The sequence below is a fragment of the Kribbella solani genome (assembly GCF_014205295.1).
Taxonomy (GTDB): domain Bacteria; phylum Actinomycetota; class Actinomycetes; order Propionibacteriales; family Kribbellaceae; genus Kribbella; species Kribbella solani.
In genome coordinates this window covers 6,781,095-6,799,237 of the sequence record NZ_JACHNF010000001.1, presented here as the reverse complement: position 1 = coordinate 6,799,237, position 18,143 = coordinate 6,781,095, and the positions used below count along the sequence as shown (strand labels likewise).

The window sequence follows — 18,143 nt, the reverse complement described above, 5'->3', positions numbered from 1 at the left end:
TGACAAAACTGGACGTCGGCGAGCGGTCCGCCGACTGAGGATGGACCTGGAACGCACAACAGCGTCCTAGAATACCGGCGTCGGTGCGTACGGGTCAAAGTGAGCCCGGACGCCGAGGGGACCCCGGCTTGGAAGCAGCTGAGGACCGCACTAGTTTAGCCGTAAAGATTGCAGTCCAGACCCGCGTCCCGCCGGCTGACATAACCCTCGCTCAGCGGCCGATGACGCCAGCTTCCGAAGAGGGCATCGTGACCGAACAGTCGCTCACCGTCCGGGACAACCGGACCGGCAAGGACTTCGACCTTGCCATCACCGACGGCACCATCCGTGCCGCGGATCTCAAGCAGATCAGCGCCGCCGACGGCGACGGTGGCCTGGCCACCTACGACCCCGGTTTCGTCAACACCGCCTCCTGCCGTTCCGCCGTCACCTTCATCGACGGCGACAAGGGCATCCTCGAGTACCGCGGGTACCCGATCGAGCAGCTCGCCGAGCAGTCCAACTACCTCGAGGTCGCGTACCTCCTGGTGAACGGCAAGCTGCCGAACAAGGCGGAGTACGAGGCGTGGGCGCACGACGTGACGTATCACACGTTCGTGCACGAGAACCTGAAGACCTTCATGCAGGGCTTCCGGTACGACGCCCATCCGATGGGCATGCTGCTGGCCTCGGTCGGCGCGCTGTCCACGTTCTACCCGGAGTCGCGGGACATCTTCGACGAGGAGTCCCGGGCGCTGCAGATCCGCCGGCTGATCGCGAAGATGCCGACCCTGGGCGCGTTCGCGTTCCGGCACGCGCAGGGCAAGCCGTACGTGTACCCGGACAACGAGCTCAGCTACACGGCGAACTTCCTGTCCATGCTGTTCAAGATGAGCGAGCCGAAGTACGCCGCCGACGACCGGCTGGTCCGCGCGCTGGAGATCCTCTTCATCCTGCACGCCGACCACGAGCAGAACGCCTCGACGAACGCGGTCCGCGCGATCGGCTCGACCCAGGTCGACCCGTACACCGCGGTGGCCGGCGGGATCGGCGCCCTGTACGGCCCGCTGCACGGCGGCGCGAACGAGGCGGTGCTGAAGATGCTGCGCCGGATCGGCGGCGTCGAGAACGTGCCGTCGTTCATCGAGGGCGTGAAGAACGGCGAAGAGCGGCTGATGGGCTTCGGCCACCGGGTCTACAAGAACTACGACCCGCGGGCGAAGATCATCAAGAAGGCGGCCGACGACGTCTTCGAGGTGACCGGGATCAACCCGCTGCTGAAGATCGCGGTCGAGCTGGAGAAGATCGCGCTCGAGGACGAGTACTTCGTCTCCCGCAAGCTGTACCCGAACGTGGACTTCTACTCGGGCCTGATCTACGAGGCGCTGCAGTTCCCGCCGGAGATGTTCACCGTGCTGTTCGCGATCCCGCGGACGTCCGGCTGGCTGGCGCAGTGGCTGGAGATGCTCGGCGACGGCGACCAGAAGATCGCCCGGCCGAAGCAGATCTACACCGGCGGGCGAGGCGTCCAGTACGTCCCGATGGGCGACCGCTGACCTAGCCGCAACCGAACGGCCCCCGACCACCCGGTCGGGGGCCGTTCCGCTGTTCAGGAAGAAATATTTCCGGCACCATGGACTGGGTAGTGAACATCCTTCTGATCCGCCCCCAGGAGGTCACACCGTGCATTTCACCCTGCAGTCCACCCTGCGTCCGGCGCTGCTTGTCCCGCTGGTACTGCTCGCTGGGCCGGCGTTGCAGCCGGCGGCCGCGCCCGCCGTACCCGCCGTGCCCGACCCGGTGATCGGGCACGCGGTGTTCAACGACCCGGCCGGGACGACCGCCCAGCAGAACACGATCCAGGTGCAGCTGGCCGGCCTGATCGACCGGGTGCCGGCCGGCGAGGAGATCCAGGGGTCGTTCTTCGGGTTCGATCCGCCGGACACCGCCGACACCGCGACCGACCCGGACATCGTCGACCGGCTGGTCGCCGCGCACGATCGCGGCGTCCGGATCAAGCTGATCGTCGACCAGAAGTCCGCCACCACGGCCGCCACCAACCGGCTGCGGGCCGCCATCGGCTCCGCCGACGACCAGCCGTCGTACGTCGCCGACTGTGCCGACAAGGCACCCGCCGGGACGATCCGCGGCTGTATCGCGACCCGGGTCAAGCAGTGGTCGGACGGGCCGGTCACGCCGTACAACCACAACAAGTTCTTCACCTTCTCGAAGATCCGGCAGAGCTCCGGCGCGGAGGTCGGCTCGGTGGTGTACCAGGCGTCCGCGAACCTGGGCAGCTGGGACCAGAACGAGGCGTACAACAACGCGCTCACGTACTCGGATCCGAAGACGTACGCGGCGTACCGGACCTACTTCTCCGACCTGCGCTCGTACCGGTACGTGGCGGCCGGGAACAACAACTACTACAAGGATTCCGGCAGCGGTACGGACTACCGGGTGTTCTTCTTCCCGCGCCAGGAACGGGCCGGGCAGCCGTTCGACGACCCGGCCACCGACACCGTCTACAACACCCTCGGCTCGGTGCATTGCACGTACACCGAACCGGACGGCTCGCGGCACCAGACCGACGTACGCGTGGCGATGTGGGACTTCAACCGGCCCGCGATCGCCCAGCGGCTGGCGCAGCTGCGCAAGGACGGCTGCTGGGTGGACGTCGTACTCACCAATGCCAACGACGCCGTGCTGACCGCGCTGAAGTCGGCGCCGGTGCAGATCACCAAGTGCAACTACAACGTTGCCCCAGGCATCGATATCCGGGTGCACTCGAAGTACCTGCTGATCGACGGCGGATTCGACAACGACATCGTGCCGCGGGTGTACACGGGCAGCCACAACTTCTCGTACTCGGCGCTCCGGCAGGCCGACGAGGCACAGGTCCGGGTGATGGGGCGGACGGTGCACGACGAGTACCTGCGCAACTTCTGGCACCTCCGGGACACCTGCCGCGCCAAGGGCGGCGTCATCACCTGAGCATTGGAAACGGCCCCGGGCGGACAGGTGGTGTCACGGTCCGGGGCCGTTCGGCGCCTCTGTGGACTAGGACGTCGCGGTGGCGGTCGCCGGTTGCATCAGGTGCGTGACAAGTTCGCCGGCCTGACCGCGGGCGCGGATCATCGCCAGGTGGTCGATGTAGTCCCGGGACTCGACGATCAGCCCGTCCCGGACCCGGAGCACGAACACGGCCGGCACCCGGAACGGCTCGCCGGTGGCCAGCACGGTGCCGGCGTACACGAACTCCGCGACGATCACCTCCGGGTCGGCGGTCTCGTGCACCCGGATGCCGTCCGGCCGGAACCGGACCACCTCGGCGACCCGCGGACCGGTGCCACCGAAGTGCTCGCGGAGCGCGTCCCGGGACAGCAGCGGGTGGTCGCCGTACGGGTTCATCGGGTGCCGCACGTCGGTCTGCTCGGCGTACAACTCGGGCAGGGCGGCGAAGTCTCGGTCGGCGACACCGTGCACGAGCTTCAGGAAGACCTCTTCGGGAGTCATCGGGGGTTCCTCACGGGATAAACGGAGTGATGACTTCGAATATATGGAGTATTGACTTCGTTTACAACCAGATGCGGGGTTCGGGGCGTCTTCTAGGCTGAGGAGCGACGGAGGGGAGCTGGGGTGCGAGCAGACGCACGGGACAACCGGGCCAGGATCATGACCGCCGCGGACGACGTCTTCGGGCGGTCGCCGAGCGCGTCCACCGATGACGTGGCCAGGCTGGCGGGGGTCGGGATCGCAACGGTCTTCCGGCATTTCCCGACCAAGACCGAGCTGCTCGAGGCGGTGCTGACGCTGCGGCTGGAACGGCTCCGGGAGCGGGCCCGGGAGCTGTCCGGCGACGCCGAACCGGGGAAGGCGTTCTTCGAGTTCTTCACCCAGGTGGTGTCGGAGTCCGCGTCCAAGCTCGCGATCGCCGAGGCGCTGACCGCCGCCGGCGCCGTGGCCGGCGCGGAAGCCCAGGAGGCCGGCCGGGGCATGCGCTCGGCTTTCAACGACCTGCTGACCGCCGCGCAGCGAGCCGGCGCGGTGCGTACGGACGCCGAGTTCCCCGAGGTGTACGCGCTGCTGATCGGCGCTTCCCGCGGCGCGACCGCGGCCAAACTGGACCCCGCGGTCCGGGACCGGATGCTCACCCTCATCTACGCCGGCCTGAAGCCGTACGCGTGAGGCGCCGCCGGCGATCCAGGCTTCGCCGCGTACTGGTCGCGGTGACGGCCGCGATCGTCCTGCTCGTGGTGGCACCGCTCGGCAGCTATGCGATCTCGCTCCGGGTGCAGTACGCCGGTGAGCCGGCCGCGGACGCGCGCACCCGCGACCACGACGCGCTCTGGCTCGGCCATGCCTGGGTCGACGGCCGGAAGACCGCCGCCGACGTGACCGCGCTCGGCGAACGGCTGAGAGGCACGGGCATCCGCGACCTGTACGTACACACCGGACCGCTCGAACACGACGGATCGTTGCCGTTGGCAAAGGTTTCGCCGAAGGCGCGCTGGTTCGCCGAAGCGATCCGCGCCGCCGCGCCCAACGTCAGGGTGCAGGCGTGGCTGGGCGACGTGGTGCGGCCCGGCAAGAACCCCGGGATGGACCTGGAGGACGCCACGGTCCGGCAACGGGTCGTCGCGTCCGCCGCGGCCGTACTGCAGCAGGGGTTCCAGGGCATCCACTACGACTTCGAGCCGGTGCAGTCCGGCAGCAAGGGCTACCTGGCGGTGCTGGACGAGACGCGGGCGCTCGGTACGACCTTGTCCGTCGCGGCGGCCCAGATCGACCCGCTCTGGTACCTGCACTCGGTTCCGATCGAAAAGTGGTGGTCGCAGGACTACTTCCGCCAGGTCGCCGAGCGGGTCAACCAGATCGCTGTCATGTCGTACGACACCGCTATGCCGCTGGAGTCCCTGTACGGCGGGTATGTCGCCAAGCAGACCAAGCTGGCGCTGGAGGTCACTCCCCCGACGACCGACCTGCTCATGGGCTGGTCCCAAACACCCTCTTAGCGGGCTCGCTCGACGCGTCCTTCGTCCCAGACCGGCTCGTCCGGCTCGTACACCGAGCCGTCGGAGCCGAACACCAGGTAGCGGTCGAAGCCGCGGGCGAACCAGCGGTCGTGGGTGACTGCCAGTACGGTGCCGTCGAAGCTGTCCAGGCCCTCCTCCAGCGCCTCGGCCGACTCCACGTCCAGGTTGTCGGTGGGCTCGTCTAGCAACAGCAGCGTCGCACCGGACAGCTCCAGCAGCAGGATCTGGAACCGGGCCTGCTGCCCACCGGACAGGCTGTCGAACGTCTGCTCGGCAGCGTGCGCCAGCTCGTACCGGTCCAGCTTCCTGGACGCCAGCTCGCGGCCCATGCCCTCCCGGTGGTCGTCACCGCGGTGCAGGATCTCCAGCAGCGTACGGCCGACCAGCTCCGGGTGCTCATGCGTCTGCGCGAACCAGCCCGGCCGTACGCGCGCACCGAGCTTGGCGTTGCCGGTGTGGGCCACGGGTGCGATCGGTACTTCGCCGATCGGCCGGTGCTCCACATCGGGATCAGATCCGCCGTTGGCGAGCAGCCGGAGGAAGTGCGACTTGCCGGAGCCGTTCGACCCAAGCACAGCCACCCGTTCGCCGTACCAGACCTCCAGGTCGAACGGCTTCATCAGACCGGTCAGCTCCAGCTCAGTGCAGACAACCGCACGTTTGCCCGTACGCCCGCCGGTCAGCCGCATGCTGACCTTCTGCTCACGCGGCAGCGCCTGCGGCGGACCGGCCTCCTCGAACTTGCGCAACCGGGTCTGCGCCGCCCGGTAGCGCGACGCCATGTCTGAGTTGTACGCGGCCTTCTGCTTGTACATCAGCATCTGTGCGCGCAGTTTCGCGTGCTCCTCGTCCCAGCGCTTGCGCAGCTCCTCGAACCGCTCGAACCGGTGCTGCCTGGCCTCGTGGTACGTCCCGAAGCCGCCGCCGTGCGTCCACGCGTTGTTGCCGGCCGCACCGAGCTCGACAGTGACGATGCGGGTGGCTGTGTTCGCCAGCAGCTCCCGGTCGTGGCTGATGTACAGCACGGTCTTGTCGGAGCTGCGAAGCTGATCCTCGAGCCAGCGCTTCCCGGGTACGTCCAGGTAGTTGTCCGGCTCGTCCAGCAGCAGCACCTCGTCCGGACCGCGCAGCAGCGCTTCCAGTACGAGCCGCTTCTGCTCACCACCGGACAGCGTCTTCACCTCACGCCAGCGACAGCGGTCGTACGGTACGCCGAGCGCCGCCGACGTACACACGTCCCAGAGCACCTCCGCGTCGTACCCGCCGACCTCGCCCCAGTCCGCGACCGCCTGCGCGTACTTGAGCTGGGTCTTCTCGTCGTCGGCCTCCATCATCGCCAGCTCGGCCTTGTCCAGCCGGGCCGCCACCTCCCGGATCGCGTCCGGCGCGACCCCCAGCAGCAGGTCCCGTACGGTCGACTCGTCCCGCACCGACCCGACGAACTGCCGCATCACCCCGAGCCCACCGGACCGGGCGATGCTCCCACCGTGCGCCTTCAGATCACCGGCGATGATCCGGGTCAGCGTCGTCTTGCCGGACCCGTTCGCCCCCACCAGCGCGACCTTCGCCCCGTCCCCGACCCGAAACGTGATGTCGTCCAGCAACACCCGCCCGTCCGGCAACTCGTACCCGACACCGGCAACCTCCACATGACCCATCCCCCCAGTCTGACCGCACCCACCCAACCCGAGCGAACAGTTATCGTGACCCGGTGCCGACGCGTCGCTTGATGGGGCCGGAGATCTTGCCCGGCACTCGTGAGTACCAATGGGTCGCGCGGGTGGTTGCCGCGGTCGAGGGACGGACCGGTCTGGAGTCGTCGTGGAACCGGCGGCTGTACGAGGAGCTGATCACCAGCGCCACGGCGGAGGAGAACGGTCCGATGACTATCCATCGGAGCGTGCTCGAGCCGGTGATGAACCTGTACGAATCGACCGAGCCGCCGGGTGACTGGGAGGCCGCCGCGGCCCGGGCTGCCGTCGCGACCGTGGTCCGCGAGACCGATCGCCAGCAGCACCAGACAGGTGATCAGAACGCGCCGGATGCGATCAGCGTCGACTCGATGGAGTTCGAGCCGCTGGTCGAAGGGCTCGCCGAGGTCAACCGGGAGCGGATCTTCGAAGCAGTCATAGCTGACATCGGCCTCGACAAGGTGATCCCACAGATCCACCAGTACCACGCGGCAACACACCGCGCCGGATATCAGGCGGGCGTCGAGGGCGTTCTGGAGGGCTTGCACCGGATCAGCGGGCTACCGCTTGAGGAGGTGCACGCTGCTGTCAATTCAGCGCCGTACGTGCACGGGTACGAGGCGATGGTGGACGTGGTGATCGACAGCCGGCTAGCGGAGCTGATGCCGGAGGAGCACCGGTCGCAGATCCGGCTCGTACTGGCCCAGCCGTTGCGCGAGGAGCTCGGGTCGCTCGCGGAGTACGACCTGGTCCAGGTCGTACCGGCTGTGCTTGCCGAGCGCGGGCACGAGACCGGAGCCAAGGCCGTCGAGCGATTGGAGCAAGAACTACAGATTGTCGAACAGCATTACCTCCGGCACGGCGACAATGCGCCGCGGATGCCGATGAACACGCCAGAGGTGGAACTGCTGCGACGCATCGAGTCGTACTACGGCGGGTCCGACGCCGGTTTGGAAGTCTCCCGCCTGCGCGAGCTTCTGGACGACGAAAGAGCAGGTAATTGGTCGCCGAGTAAGGGCTGGCACTACCCAGAGCCGCGGAGCTGGGCGGGTGCGCCGGTTTCGGATCGCAATCGTGCTCTCCGGCGGCCGCGGCCGCCGGATCAGGCTGCTAGGTGACCGGAGTGGGCTACCAGCCCTTCAGGGCGTTCAGGTAGGTGCTGCCGGACGGACGGACCGAACCGGTCATGAACAGCTTCAGCGGTGCGGCGTACAGGCCGTAGGTGTGCGACCCGGTGAAGAAGCCGGCCGACTGGCAGCCGTCGTACTCGACCCAGATCTCCCGGACACCCGCGGCGGTCTCGAAGCGCAGCACGATCGCCTCCGACGGCTTTGCGGTTGGTGGAGCGCACTTGAACACCGGCAGGTCCGGGTTGCGTTCCGGGAGCACCTTGATCGCGTCCACGACCTGCTGTGCGACCGCCGCGTCGAAGTTCTCCTGCCCCAGCAGACCAGTGCCGCCCTCGGCGAACCCGTACCGGCAGGCACGCATCCCGGTCACTGGCGTGTTCAGGTCGAGCCCGGTACTTGCCTGCAGCGCACTGGGACCAGCTGCCCGGAGGATCGGGTGATCGGTCGGACATCCGGCCGGCGCAGCTTCCGGTGTCGGCGCCAGCGCGTTCCCGGACCGCCTCGGCTCCGCTTTCCCTGCGCTGTCACTGCTACTGGTGGCGACTGGTGCGGTGCTGGTCAGTAGGTTCGCCCCGAAGGCACCCACCGCGATGACCGCTACCGCACCGGCTACCGCCAACCAGCCCTGCCGACGACGGTGTACGCGCCGACGCGCCTCCGTGGCCAGGCCGTTCCGCTGCATCCCGGACTGGTTGTGTGCCTGGTTGTGCAGTGCCGAGGTGATCTTGGGGCCGAGCTCCTGCTCAGGGTCGTGCTCAGGCATCCTCGGCTCCTTTCGTACTCTCATCCGCAACCAATGTGGTCTTCAGCGCCGCCAGTGCACGGTGTACGTGCGAACGGGCGGTCGCCTCCGCGCAGTGCAGCAGCTGGGCGATCTCCGCGTACGACAGCTCTTCGTAGAACCGCAGCACGACAGCCGCACGTTGCTTGTCCGGCAAGGTCGCGCACAACGCCCAGACCGCTGCCGACTCGGCCCGGGCGGCCGTACCGTCCGGAACGGCGTTGGCAGTCCGGACGGGATCGTCGACCGGTGCCTCCCGGCGCCGAAACCGCCGCCACCAGGAGATGTGCGCGTTCACCACCATCCGCTTCACGTACGCCTCGGGGTCGTCGGCACGGCTGACCCGGCCCCAGCGCGCGCACGCGGTCGTCAGCGCGTCCTGCACCGCGTCCTCCGCCAGGTTGGTGTCCCCGGTCAGCACATAGGCGAACCGCAGCAGGGCGTCCGCCTTCTCGGCCACCCAAGCCTCGAACTCCAGCTGCCCACTCCGTGCCTCCGCTGCCGCCAAGGCTGCCTCCATGCCCTCAGGACGCCCCGGGCAACCGATCCGTTGCAGCCGGCCGCCGCCCGCCCAATTATGACGATGCCCAGGTCAAACGCCTGGTTCGCCCCTCAGCCCGTTACGCTCACCCCCCACTGGTGGGTGAGGGCGAGAGGCGGTCTGGTGGCAGACGAACGCACGTACATCGACGACATCTTCGTTCGGACCGGGTCGCTGGCCATGGACTGGATCACGAGATTGACCAAAACGATGCCCGGGGTGCTGCCACTGGACCGGCCGCGCCTCTACCGATGGTCGGACGCAACGCAGCGCACCAGGGCGCATCCGGACGGTTCGATCACCTTGAGCCGGCAGACGGCTGACACCATGGCAGACGTCGGTCACGATCGCCACGACGCCAGGAACCACGACCCCGAACGGCCTGAGCCGCCCCGGACCATGGCGGACCTTCGGCGGGTACGGGCAGCGGCTTCCGATTTCTGCGCGGCCTACGTCGAATCCGTGCTGCCGCGCGCGGAGCTGACGGGTGCCGACCAAGCGCTGGACATCGGCGTCCGCGGGAACATGGTCGACGTCTCCTCGATCCTGCACGGGATGCACGGTTACGCCCACCACTTCGAACACCTCGGTGGAATCGACAGCGTGCAAGGTCCCGACCGCTCCCCGCTGCACCAAGGCGCCGCGGCAGTCCTCACCGCCTGGGCCAGCCGCCGGACGGGCCTGCGCCCCGGCGAGATCGACGCACTGCTCCGGCAGACGCCGCCTGCCCAGCGCTTCGACGTACTGGCCGCCCAGCTGGCCGAACGGGACTCCCTGCAGAACCGGCTGCCGGACGGTTCGCGACGCCGGCTTCCGGCGGATCACCTGGATCGGCTGAAAAGCGATCTGTCCAAGGACCTGCGGGAAACGTTTGCTCAAGTGAGCTTTGCGGACCAGACGGGATCGCGGGCGAGAGGCGAGCAAATCGCCGACAACGGACTGCGCGCCGCGTCGGTGCACCTCAGGCAGTACCGGGACTCGATCCACACCAGCCAGCGCGGCTACCGGGAGGTCGCCGGGCTGGTCTCGGCGGTGCAGTCCGAGTTGGCCATCGGCCGGGGGTTGACCGCCGCCGACCGCAACTCCGGGGTGTACGCCCAGCAGCTCAAGGCCAATACCGACTACTGGAGCGGCGAACTGCACGAGTCGACTGAATCCACCGGCGAGCTGGGTGCCGCCGGTACGGACCGCTCGCTGACCTTCGACCGCGATCGCGTCATCGAGGTCCTCGCGGGCGACCACACCGAGTACTGGCCGTCGACGGAGCTCAGAGCCGCCGTCCGGGCAGTTGGAACTCAGGCCGCTCGGCTGTGTAACCCGGAGGGCCCTGGCGCAACCCCTCTGAATGCCGCTGATCAGGCTCTGGAGAGCGGGCTGACGGAAGAGTTCGTCAGCCGCCACGAGAGCCAGCTCTTCGGCAAGCTCCGATACATCCCGTACCAGTTGAGCCACTACGACAACACCCAGACGACCACCGCCCAGGTCGTGGCGACGCTCTCGGCCGAGGCCGGACGGCGGCTCGGTCTGGAGCCTCACGAGGTCACCGCACGGCTGCTCACCACCCCACCTGCCGAACGCGTCGACCGAGCAGTTGCCCTGGTCCTCGAGGGCGAACCAGCCGGCCCGCGACTGGACCAAGCCAAGCAGGCGCTCGGTGCCGAAGTGCGCTCCGTCCTCACGGACGCGGCTGCCGCCGACCACGCCGGCAAAACCCGACTGCACCTCTGGAGCCAAGCCTCCGCCGGCGATGCTCTCAGCCAGAAGGTCACCAAAGCGATCGGCAGCACCCAGCGCTCGCTAGGCGCCACAAGACCCGCGAGCAATGACTGGCAGCAGGCCGTCACAGCGGCAACCTCCGGCCAGGCTCCTCCGGGGCGCCCCCAACAGGACGCACAGAACCCCACCAACCGCCGGCAACACCCCGGCCAGGACCGATCCGGCCAAGGTCCCTCCGGCCGCGGCTGACTGTTAGTTGAGAGTGAAGGGCTGGGATCTCGATGGCAGCGAAGCGGGTGCGGATCGACGGCAGGAAGGACAGCTCCGTCCAGTTGGCGTACGACTGGATGCATCGGCTGGACCACGCGCTGGGCCTGCCGGCAGGTGATGTACCGGCGCTGTACCGATGGACGGACTCCGGCCCGGGCAGCGTCGTCAATGACGACCGTTCGATCACCTTGCGGGCGCGGACGGCGCAGACCATGGCCGTCGTCGCTGCCGCGCACTACAACTCCCCCGGCCATGACCCCGGGGAGACGAGCCGGAACCCGCTCCCGGTCAACACCGCCGATGATCTCCAGGATCTGCGGGCCGCGGTCGCCGACTTCGGCGACACCTACCTGGAGCTTGTGCAGCCGGCGGACACCACGCTCGGTCGCGCGGCGCGGGCGCTCGACCTCGGCGTTCGCGCGAACACGGTCGACATCACCTCGATCCTCACCGGGATGCACAACCTGCCGGAGAACTATCTGGAAGCCGGTGGCATCGAGAGCCAGACCGGCCCGGACCGCCATCCGCTACTTCAGGGCGCGGCGGCAGAGCTCACCGAGCGGGTCAGCCATCGGGTGGGCATGCGGCCGGGCCAGGTCGACAGACTGCTCCGGACGGTACCTCCGGCCGGGCGATTCAAAGCACTCGCCACATTGGTGGTCGAGGGAGATATTCGGCAGCGCCGGCTTCCGGACGGCAGCCCGCGGCACCTGCCGCGCGACCACACGGACCGGCTGAAGGACATCGTCGCCGCGGACCTCGAAGCCGCGTTCGACGAACTGGGCCGGCTCGACCCGCAGAACCGCCGGGATCGCGGCGAGCGCATGGTCGAGGGGGCGATGCAGAACGTGGCCGGGTTCCTGCGGGAGCCGGTGCGGACCGAGCAGCCCGCCTACCAACAGGTAACGAGCCTGATGTCCGCCGTGCAGTCCGAGCTGTCGCAGACCAGAGCACCCGGTATCGGTGTGGCGACTCTGCACCTGAAGTTCAACACCGAGTACTGGAGCGGTGAACTCCATGGGTCCGCGGGCGAGGGTGCCGGGGCGGCTGGTTCCGATCGGTCGCTGACCTTCGACCAGAACCAGGTCATCGACGTGCTGGAGGCCGCGGACACGTCCACGCCGCCCTCGGCGGAGGTCAGGTCCGCGGTGCACACGGTCGGCGTACAAGCCGCACGGCTGTGTAACCCGGAGGAGCCCGGCAGGACCGAGCTGGACTCGGTTGGCCAGGCTCTGGACGACCAGCTGACCAATGACTTCGCCACCCGCCAAGAACCGCAGCTGCTGGCGGCACTCGGGTACGGCCCGGAACAGCTGGCCGGCGTAGGTAATCCGGAAGCTCCGACCACGACGGCTCAGGTCGTGGCCGCGGTGACGGCGAATGCGGGACGCGGGCTTGGGCTGGAGCCACACGAAGCCGCGACGCATCTCCTCACCACGGCACCGAACGAACGTCTGGACCGGGCTGTTGCGATGAGCCTCGATGGCGTCGAGTCCGCGGTCGGTCGTGAGGTACGCGAACAGGTCACGCAGACGCTGAACGCCGATCTGCGGTCGGTGCTCGACAGCGCTGTGGATGCTGACCAGGGTGGTAAGTCCAGGATGCGTTTCTGGCCTCGATCTACTGGCGGGGAGGAGCTGAGTCAGAAGGTCGACGCGGCGGTCGAGAAGGCTCGGAAGGCACTGGCCGGTCCGGTCGCGAACAAGGACGACTTGCAGCGGACGATCCTGGCGGCGACCGCGGGACAGGCTCCGCCTGGAGGCTCCCGTCCGGGCACGCAGGGTGCCACCACCCGCCAGCAGCAGACCAGCCACGACACCCGCGGCCCGAGCTCCGGCCGCGGATAACACACTGCAGTGTTTAGGGAGTGGTGGCGTGGAGGACTCGGAAGCCCTTTGCGCTGCCTACTCGTTCGCATGGGTAGCCCTGGTCGGTCATCCAGCGCTGTAGCGAGTCCCCGCCGAGGTTCTTGCCGACAACGAGCCAGGCGTCCCCACCGGGAGCTAGTCGAGCCAGCCAGCGCAGCAGCATCTTGTGCAGCTCCGGCTTGCCGATGTGGATCGCCGGGTTCGACCAGATCGCGTCGAAGCGCAGCTCGTCAGGTACGCCGTCCGGCAGCACCGCATGTACTCGGTCAGCAACACCAGCAGCCTTTGCGTTCACTCCGGTGAGCTCCAGCGCGCGAGTGTTCACGTCGACTGCCCACACGGTCGCATCCGTCTCCACCGCCAGCGCGCAGGCGATCGGCCCGTACCCGCATCCCAGGTCGAGGAACGTGCCCGATCCGGTCGGCGGCTCCACCTCACGCAGCAGCACGGCCGTACCGATGTCCAACCGGTCCCGGGAGAACACTCCGGTTGCCGTGGTGAACGTGTACGGCTTGCCCCAGATCCGTGCCTCGACGGTCCGGCGTACGTCCGCGGAGCCGGGCTCCGCGGAAAAGTAGTGATCAGCCACGCTGGTGTACCTCTCCCCTGACCTGACGGGCCTGCAGTGCCCGCGCGGCCAGCTCATCGTCTGCCGGGTAGCGCACTTCCTCCAGTGTCAGGCCGTGCGCGGGCAGCACCGAAACAGCCGAGTCCCGCACCTTCTCGGCCAGTACTGCGCCCGGCCACGCCACGTCGCGGCGCCCATCACCAACTGGGAGCATCGAACCGACCAGTGCGCGCACCATCGAGTGACAGAACGCATCCGCGATCACAGTGCCCTCCAGCTGCCCAGTACCGGTCCGCTGCCACGAGAACTCCAGCAGCGCCCGCACCGTACTTGCACCTTCGCGCTTCTTGCAGAACGCCGCGAAGTCGTGCTCACCGAGCAGCGCGGCCGCAGCCGTGTTCATCCGCTCCACATCCATCGGCCGCCCGACTCGGAGTACGTGACCGCGGGTCAGCGGATCCCAGCCGGCCGGGTCGTCGCACAACCGGTACACGTAGCGGCGGGCCAGAGCGGAGAACCGGGCGTCAAAGCCCTCTGGAGCCGCCGTGACGGCCGTGACAGCCACATCTTCGGGCAGGACGCCGTTCAGCCCTCTCAGCAGCCTCAGCGGGTCCACAGCGGCTTCCACGTCGACATGCGTGACCTGACCACGGGCGTGTACGCCGGTGTCGGTCCGGCCGGCGCAGGTGACTGTGACCGGCTCCGGAAGCCGCAGCACGACCCGGATCGCCTCTTCCAGCGTGCCTTGCACGGTACGGAGACCTGTCTGCCGGGCCCAGCCGTGAAAAGCCGTCCCGTCGTACCTGAGATCGATCCGCCAACGCACACGGCAATCTAACCCAACAGGGCCCCCACACCGTTAGGTGCGGGGGCCCTGTCGAGCTACTGAAGAACTACTTGTCGTCGTCCGAACCGCCGGCCTTGGCGAAACCGGCCGCCTCGGCGTCGGCCTCGGTCTTGAACCAGACCTCGGCGACGGTCTGCTCGTACCACGGCGACTCGGTGGTGTGGTACTTCATCGAGTCCTCGTTGCCCTTGATGCTGAAGCCCTCCGGCGCGGAGCCGTCGGCGTTCGGGGCAGCGGAGTTCTCGAACTTGCCGGCCACCACGTCCTGTACCGGCGCGGCGTCCTCGACCTTGTCCTCAACCTTGGCGTCGGCCTTGGTCTCGGCAGCGGCGGCCTTCTTCGCCGGCGCCTTCTTCGCCTTCGGCGAGTCGGACAGCGCCTCGACGAGCTCGATCCGCGCCATCGGGGCGTTGTCGCCCTTGCGCGGGCCCAGCTTGGTGATCCGGGTGTAGCCGCCCGGACGGTCCGCGTACCGCTCGCCGATCTCGGTGAAGAGCACGTGCACGACGCTCTTGTCCTTGATCCGCTTCATCACCTGGCGGCGGGAGTTCAGGTCACCGCGCTTCGCCTTGGTGATCATCTGCTCCGCCAGCGGCTGCAGGCGCTTCGCCTTGGCCGCGGTGGTGGTGATCGCGCCGTGCTCGAACAGCGACGTCGCGAGGTTGCTGAGGATCAGCTTCTCGTGCGCCGGGCTGCCGCCCAGGCGGGCACCCTTGGTGGGGGTTGGCATCTCGTAACTCCAGGAATCTAAGGCCCGTCGGGCCGAAGGGATGTAGGGCCCGACGGGCCTTGGTCAGCTCAGTACTGCTCGGTCTCGGCGAAGCTCTCGTCCTCGTCGTCCGCCTCGTTGCCATAGGCACCGGACGCGGCGCGGAGGTCGAACCCGGGCGGGGAGTCCTTCAGCGACAGGCCCATCTCGGCCAGCTTCAGCTTGACCTCGTCGATCGACTTGGAGCCGAAGTTCCGGATGTCCAGCAGGTCCTGCTCGCTGCGCGAGATCAGCTCACCCACGGTGTGGATGCCCTCGCGCTTCAGGCAGTTGTACGACCGGACGGTCAGCTGCAGGTCCTCGACCGGCAGCGCCAGGTCGGCGGCCATCTGCTCGTCCACCGGCGACGGGCCGATGTCGATGCCCTCGGCCTCGACGTTCAGCTCGCGGGCCAGGCCGAACAGCTCGACCAGGGTCTTACCGGCCGACGCGACGGCGTCGCGGGGCAGCATCGACGGCTTGGTCTCGACGTCGACGACCAGCCGGTCGAAGTCGGTGCGCTGCTCGACCCGGGTCGCCTCGACCTTGTAGGTGACCTTGAGGACCGGGGAGTAGATCGAGTCGACCGGCATCCGGCCGATCTCGGCGTCCGCGGACTTGTTCTGAACGGCGGAGACGTAGCCACGGCCACGCTCGACGACCAGCTCCATCTCGAGCCGGCCCTTCTCGTTCAGGGTGGCGATCTTCAGGTCCGGGTTGTGCACCTCGACACCGGCCGGCGGCGCGATGTCCGCGGCAGTGACGTCACCGGGGCCCTGCTTGCGCAGGTACATGGTGACCGGCTCGTCGTGCTCGGAGGAGACGACCAGGTCCTTCAGGTTCAGGATCAGCTGGGTGGCGTCCTCCTTGACCCCGGCCACGGTGGAGAACTCGTGCAGGACGCCATCGATCTTGATGCTGGTGACGGCGGCCCCCGGGATGGAGGACAGCAGGGTACGGCGGATCGAGTTGCCGAGGGTGTAGCCGAAGCCCGGCTCCAGCGGCTCGATCACGAACCGGGAGCGGTACTCGCCGACGACCTCTTCGGTCAGGGTGGGGCGCTGTGCGATCAGCACTGTGGGTTCCTTCTTTCGTCGCGACGACCACTATTTGAGGCCGCGAGAGGTGAAGAACGCACCGATCCGGCCGGCCACCCGGAGGCGGCCGGCCGGAACCGGGTCAGTTCTTCGAGTAGAGCTCGACGATCAGGTGCTCGGCGACCTGAGTGTCGATCTGCTGCCGGGTGGGCAGCTGGTGGACGAGGATCCGCAACCGCTCCGGCATCACCTCGAGCCAGGCCGGGACGACACGCTCGGCGTGCGTCTCCCGGGCGATGATGAACGGCGTCGTCTCGGCCGACTTCTGCTTGACATCGATGATGTCGTGCGCCGAAACCCGGTACGACGGGATGTTCACCTTGACGCCGTTCACGGTGAAGTGACCGTGTACGACGAGCTGACGGGCCTGCCGGCGGGTACGGGCCAGACCGCTGCGGTACACAACGTTGTCCAGCCGCGACTCGAGGATCTGCAGCAGGTTGTCACCGGTCTTGCCGGAGCGCCGCGAGGCCTCCTCGTAGTACCGGCGGAACTGCTTCTCGAGGACGCCGTACGAGTAACGCGCCTTCTGCTTCTCGCGCAGCTGGAGCAGGTACTCGCTCTCCTTCGGGCGGCCGCGGCCGTGCATACCCGGCGGGTACGGACGACGCTCGAACGCCTTGTCGCCACCGACGAGGTCGACCCCGAGACGGCGCGACTTCTTGGTCATAGGTCCGGTGTAACGGGCCATGGTTGTTCTCGCTCCTCTCGAAAGGTCAGACCCGGCGCCGCTTGGGCGGGCGGCAGCCGTTGTGGGCAACAGGGGTGACGTCCTGGATGGTGCCGACCTCGAGGCCGACCGCACCCAGCGAACGGATCGCGGTCTCCCGGCCGGAGCCGGGACCCTTGACGAAGACGTCGATCTTGCGCATGCCGTGCTCCATCGCCCGGCGCCCGGCGGCCTCGGCGGCCATCTGCGCGGCGAACGGAGTGGACTTACGCGAGCCCTTGAAGCCGACGGTGCCCGCGGAGGCCCACGAGATGACCGCGCCGGTCGGGTCGGTGATCGTCACGATCGTGTTGTTGAACGTGCTCTTGATGTGCGCGTGGCCGGCGGCCACGTTCTTCTTCTCCTTGCGGCGCACCTTCTTCGCGCCGGCCGCACTGCGGCTCTTGGGAGGCATTCAGTTGCTCCTGGGGTGGTCGACGGAATCGTTTGCAGGCATCCGGGTCACTTCTTCTTCTTGCCGGCGATCGCCTTACGGCGGCCCTTGCGGCTTCGGGCGTTGGTCCGGGTGCGCTGACCGCGCACCGGCAGCCCGCTGCGGTGCCGGCGACCCTGGTACGACCCGATCTCGATCTTGCGGCGGATGTCCGCGGTCACCTCGCGACGGAGGTCACCTTCGATCTTGTAGTTGCCTTCGATCCAGTCCCGGAGCTTGACCAGCTCGTCGTCGCCCAGCTCGTGGACGCGCTTGTCCGGGGAGACCCCGGTGTTCTTCAGCGTTTCGTGGGCGCGCGTGCGGCCCACGCCGAAGATGTAGGTGAGAGCGACCTCGATGCGCTTGTCGCGCGGCAGGTCGACTCCTACGAGGCGTGCCATCTGGCGGTGTTCCTTTCGTCAGCAGAGGTGTGGTGGCGCGCCGCGTCCCCGCCCGCCTCGGTGAGCCTGCTTCTCGAGCAGAGACTTCACCGGCAGGGCCCCGGCCTCTGTTCCGGGGGCAACATCCGGCCGGAGCCGGATGAGCGTGCGCGCTGTGGTGCGAAAGTGCCGTGCTACTGCGTGAAAGGCTTTGTCAGCCCTGCCGCTGCTTGTGCCGCGGGTTCTCGCAGATCACCATGACCCGGCCGTGCCGGCGGATCACCTTGCACTTGTCGCAGATCTTCTTGACGCTCGGGTTGACCTTCATCGAGCTACTTTCTTCGACAGGTGT

19 protein-coding genes are annotated in these 18,143 nt (G+C 68.0%); 7 read left to right on the top strand and 12 right to left on the bottom strand.

Annotated features, from left to right (window positions below; translation table 11 throughout):
* The first annotated feature begins 221 nt into the window (after positions 1-221).
* A complete protein-coding gene (locus HDA44_RS31455) occupies positions 222-1,535 on the top strand; it encodes a citrate synthase (protein WP_184840647.1) in 1,314 nt (437 codons plus the stop codon).
* Positions 1,536-1,662: 127 nt separating this feature from the next.
* The gene (locus HDA44_RS31450; protein ID WP_202887667.1) at positions 1,663-2,970 is read left to right on the top strand and encodes a phospholipase D-like domain-containing protein; all 1,308 of its coding nucleotides are present in this window, start codon (positions 1,663-1,665) and stop codon (positions 2,968-2,970) included.
* Between the two features lie 66 nt (positions 2,971-3,036).
* Here the strand turns inward: HDA44_RS31450 and HDA44_RS31445 are convergent, their stop codons facing one another.
* On the bottom strand, positions 3,037-3,492 hold the full coding sequence (locus HDA44_RS31445) for a nuclear transport factor 2 family protein (RefSeq protein ID WP_184840644.1): 456 nt from the start codon (positions 3,490-3,492) through the stop codon (positions 3,037-3,039).
* Between the two features lie 123 nt (positions 3,493-3,615).
* On the opposite strand from HDA44_RS31445, the gene HDA44_RS31440 reads away from it, so the two are divergent.
* Positions 3,616-4,164 (top strand): TetR/AcrR family transcriptional regulator, encoded by a 549-nt coding sequence (locus HDA44_RS31440; protein WP_319036121.1) that lies wholly within the window; start codon positions 3,616-3,618, stop codon positions 4,162-4,164.
* Entirely contained in the window at positions 4,161-4,991 is an 831-nt protein-coding gene (locus HDA44_RS31435; protein WP_184840643.1) for a glycoside hydrolase family 18 protein, read from the top strand. Before HDA44_RS31440 ends, HDA44_RS31435 begins: the two co-directional genes overlap by 4 nt.
* Here the strand turns inward: HDA44_RS31435 and HDA44_RS31430 are convergent.
* Complete coding sequence (locus HDA44_RS31430) at positions 4,988-6,670, bottom strand: ABC-F family ATP-binding cassette domain-containing protein (protein ID WP_184840641.1); 1,683 nt, start codon at positions 6,668-6,670, stop codon at positions 4,988-4,990. The genes HDA44_RS31435 and HDA44_RS31430 overlap by 4 nt on opposite strands.
* A 53-nt stretch (positions 6,671-6,723) precedes the next feature.
* On the opposite strand from HDA44_RS31430, the gene HDA44_RS31425 reads away from it, so the two are divergent.
* Complete coding sequence (locus HDA44_RS31425; RefSeq protein ID WP_184840639.1) at positions 6,724-7,821, top strand: ferredoxin reductase domain-containing protein; 1,098 nt, start codon at positions 6,724-6,726, stop codon at positions 7,819-7,821.
* Positions 7,822-7,831: 10 nt separating this feature from the next.
* Here HDA44_RS31425 and HDA44_RS31420 read toward each other — a convergent pair whose 3' ends face one another.
* Together HDA44_RS31420 and HDA44_RS31415 are read right to left on the bottom strand one after the other, a co-directional pair.
* Positions 7,832-8,596, bottom strand: coding sequence for a hypothetical protein (locus HDA44_RS31420; RefSeq protein WP_184840636.1), 765 nt, complete (start codon positions 8,594-8,596; stop codon positions 7,832-7,834).
* The gene (locus HDA44_RS31415; RefSeq protein WP_184840634.1) at positions 8,589-9,134 is read right to left on the bottom strand and encodes a SigE family RNA polymerase sigma factor; all 546 of its coding nucleotides are present in this window, start codon (positions 9,132-9,134) and stop codon (positions 8,589-8,591) included. Before HDA44_RS31415 ends, HDA44_RS31420 begins: the two co-directional genes overlap by 8 nt.
* 144 nt (positions 9,135-9,278) lie before the next feature.
* On the opposite strand from HDA44_RS31415, the gene HDA44_RS31410 reads away from it, so the two are divergent.
* Both HDA44_RS31410 and HDA44_RS31405 read left to right on the top strand, forming a co-directional pair.
* Positions 9,279-11,120 (top strand): hypothetical protein, encoded by a 1,842-nt coding sequence (locus HDA44_RS31410; RefSeq protein WP_184840632.1) that lies wholly within the window; start codon positions 9,279-9,281, stop codon positions 11,118-11,120.
* Positions 11,121-11,152: 32 nt separating this feature from the next.
* Entirely contained in the window at positions 11,153-12,988 is a 1,836-nt protein-coding gene (locus HDA44_RS31405) for a hypothetical protein (RefSeq protein ID WP_184840630.1), read from the top strand.
* Between the two features lie 13 nt (positions 12,989-13,001).
* On the opposite strand, the gene HDA44_RS31400 is transcribed toward HDA44_RS31405, so the two are convergent.
* The 8 genes from HDA44_RS31400 to rpmJ form a co-directional block, all read right to left on the bottom strand.
* Positions 13,002-13,598: a class I SAM-dependent methyltransferase gene (locus tag HDA44_RS31400; RefSeq protein ID WP_420488547.1), complete on the bottom strand. Its 597-nt coding sequence runs from the start codon at positions 13,596-13,598 to the stop codon at positions 13,002-13,004.
* Positions 13,591-14,403 (bottom strand): tRNA pseudouridine(38-40) synthase TruA, encoded by an 813-nt coding sequence (truA, locus tag HDA44_RS31395; RefSeq protein ID WP_184840626.1) that lies wholly within the window; start codon positions 14,401-14,403, stop codon positions 13,591-13,593. Before truA ends, HDA44_RS31400 begins: the two co-directional genes overlap by 8 nt.
* Positions 14,404-14,470: 67 nt before the next feature.
* A complete protein-coding gene (gene rplQ / locus HDA44_RS39105; RefSeq protein ID WP_184840624.1) occupies positions 14,471-15,154 on the bottom strand; it encodes a 50S ribosomal protein L17, sunset domain variant in 684 nt (227 codons plus the stop codon).
* Between the two features lie 68 nt (positions 15,155-15,222).
* The gene (locus tag HDA44_RS31385; protein ID WP_184840622.1) at positions 15,223-16,248 is read right to left on the bottom strand and encodes a DNA-directed RNA polymerase subunit alpha; all 1,026 of its coding nucleotides are present in this window, start codon (positions 16,246-16,248) and stop codon (positions 15,223-15,225) included.
* 103 nt (positions 16,249-16,351) lie between these two features.
* Entirely contained in the window at positions 16,352-16,960 is a 609-nt protein-coding gene (gene rpsD / locus HDA44_RS31380) for a 30S ribosomal protein S4 (RefSeq protein ID WP_184840619.1), read from the bottom strand.
* A gap of 25 nt (positions 16,961-16,985) precedes the next feature.
* Entirely contained in the window at positions 16,986-17,393 is a 408-nt protein-coding gene (rpsK, locus tag HDA44_RS31375) for a 30S ribosomal protein S11 (RefSeq protein ID WP_130384622.1), read from the bottom strand.
* Positions 17,394-17,440: 47 nt separating this feature from the next.
* Positions 17,441-17,812, bottom strand: a complete 372-nt coding sequence (gene rpsM / locus HDA44_RS31370) for a 30S ribosomal protein S13 (protein WP_184840609.1) — start codon at positions 17,810-17,812, stop codon at positions 17,441-17,443.
* 193 nt (positions 17,813-18,005) lie between these two features.
* Complete coding sequence (gene rpmJ, locus HDA44_RS31365) at positions 18,006-18,119, bottom strand: 50S ribosomal protein L36 (RefSeq protein WP_008361054.1); 114 nt, start codon at positions 18,117-18,119, stop codon at positions 18,006-18,008.
* Between the last annotated feature and the right edge of the window lie 24 nt (positions 18,120-18,143).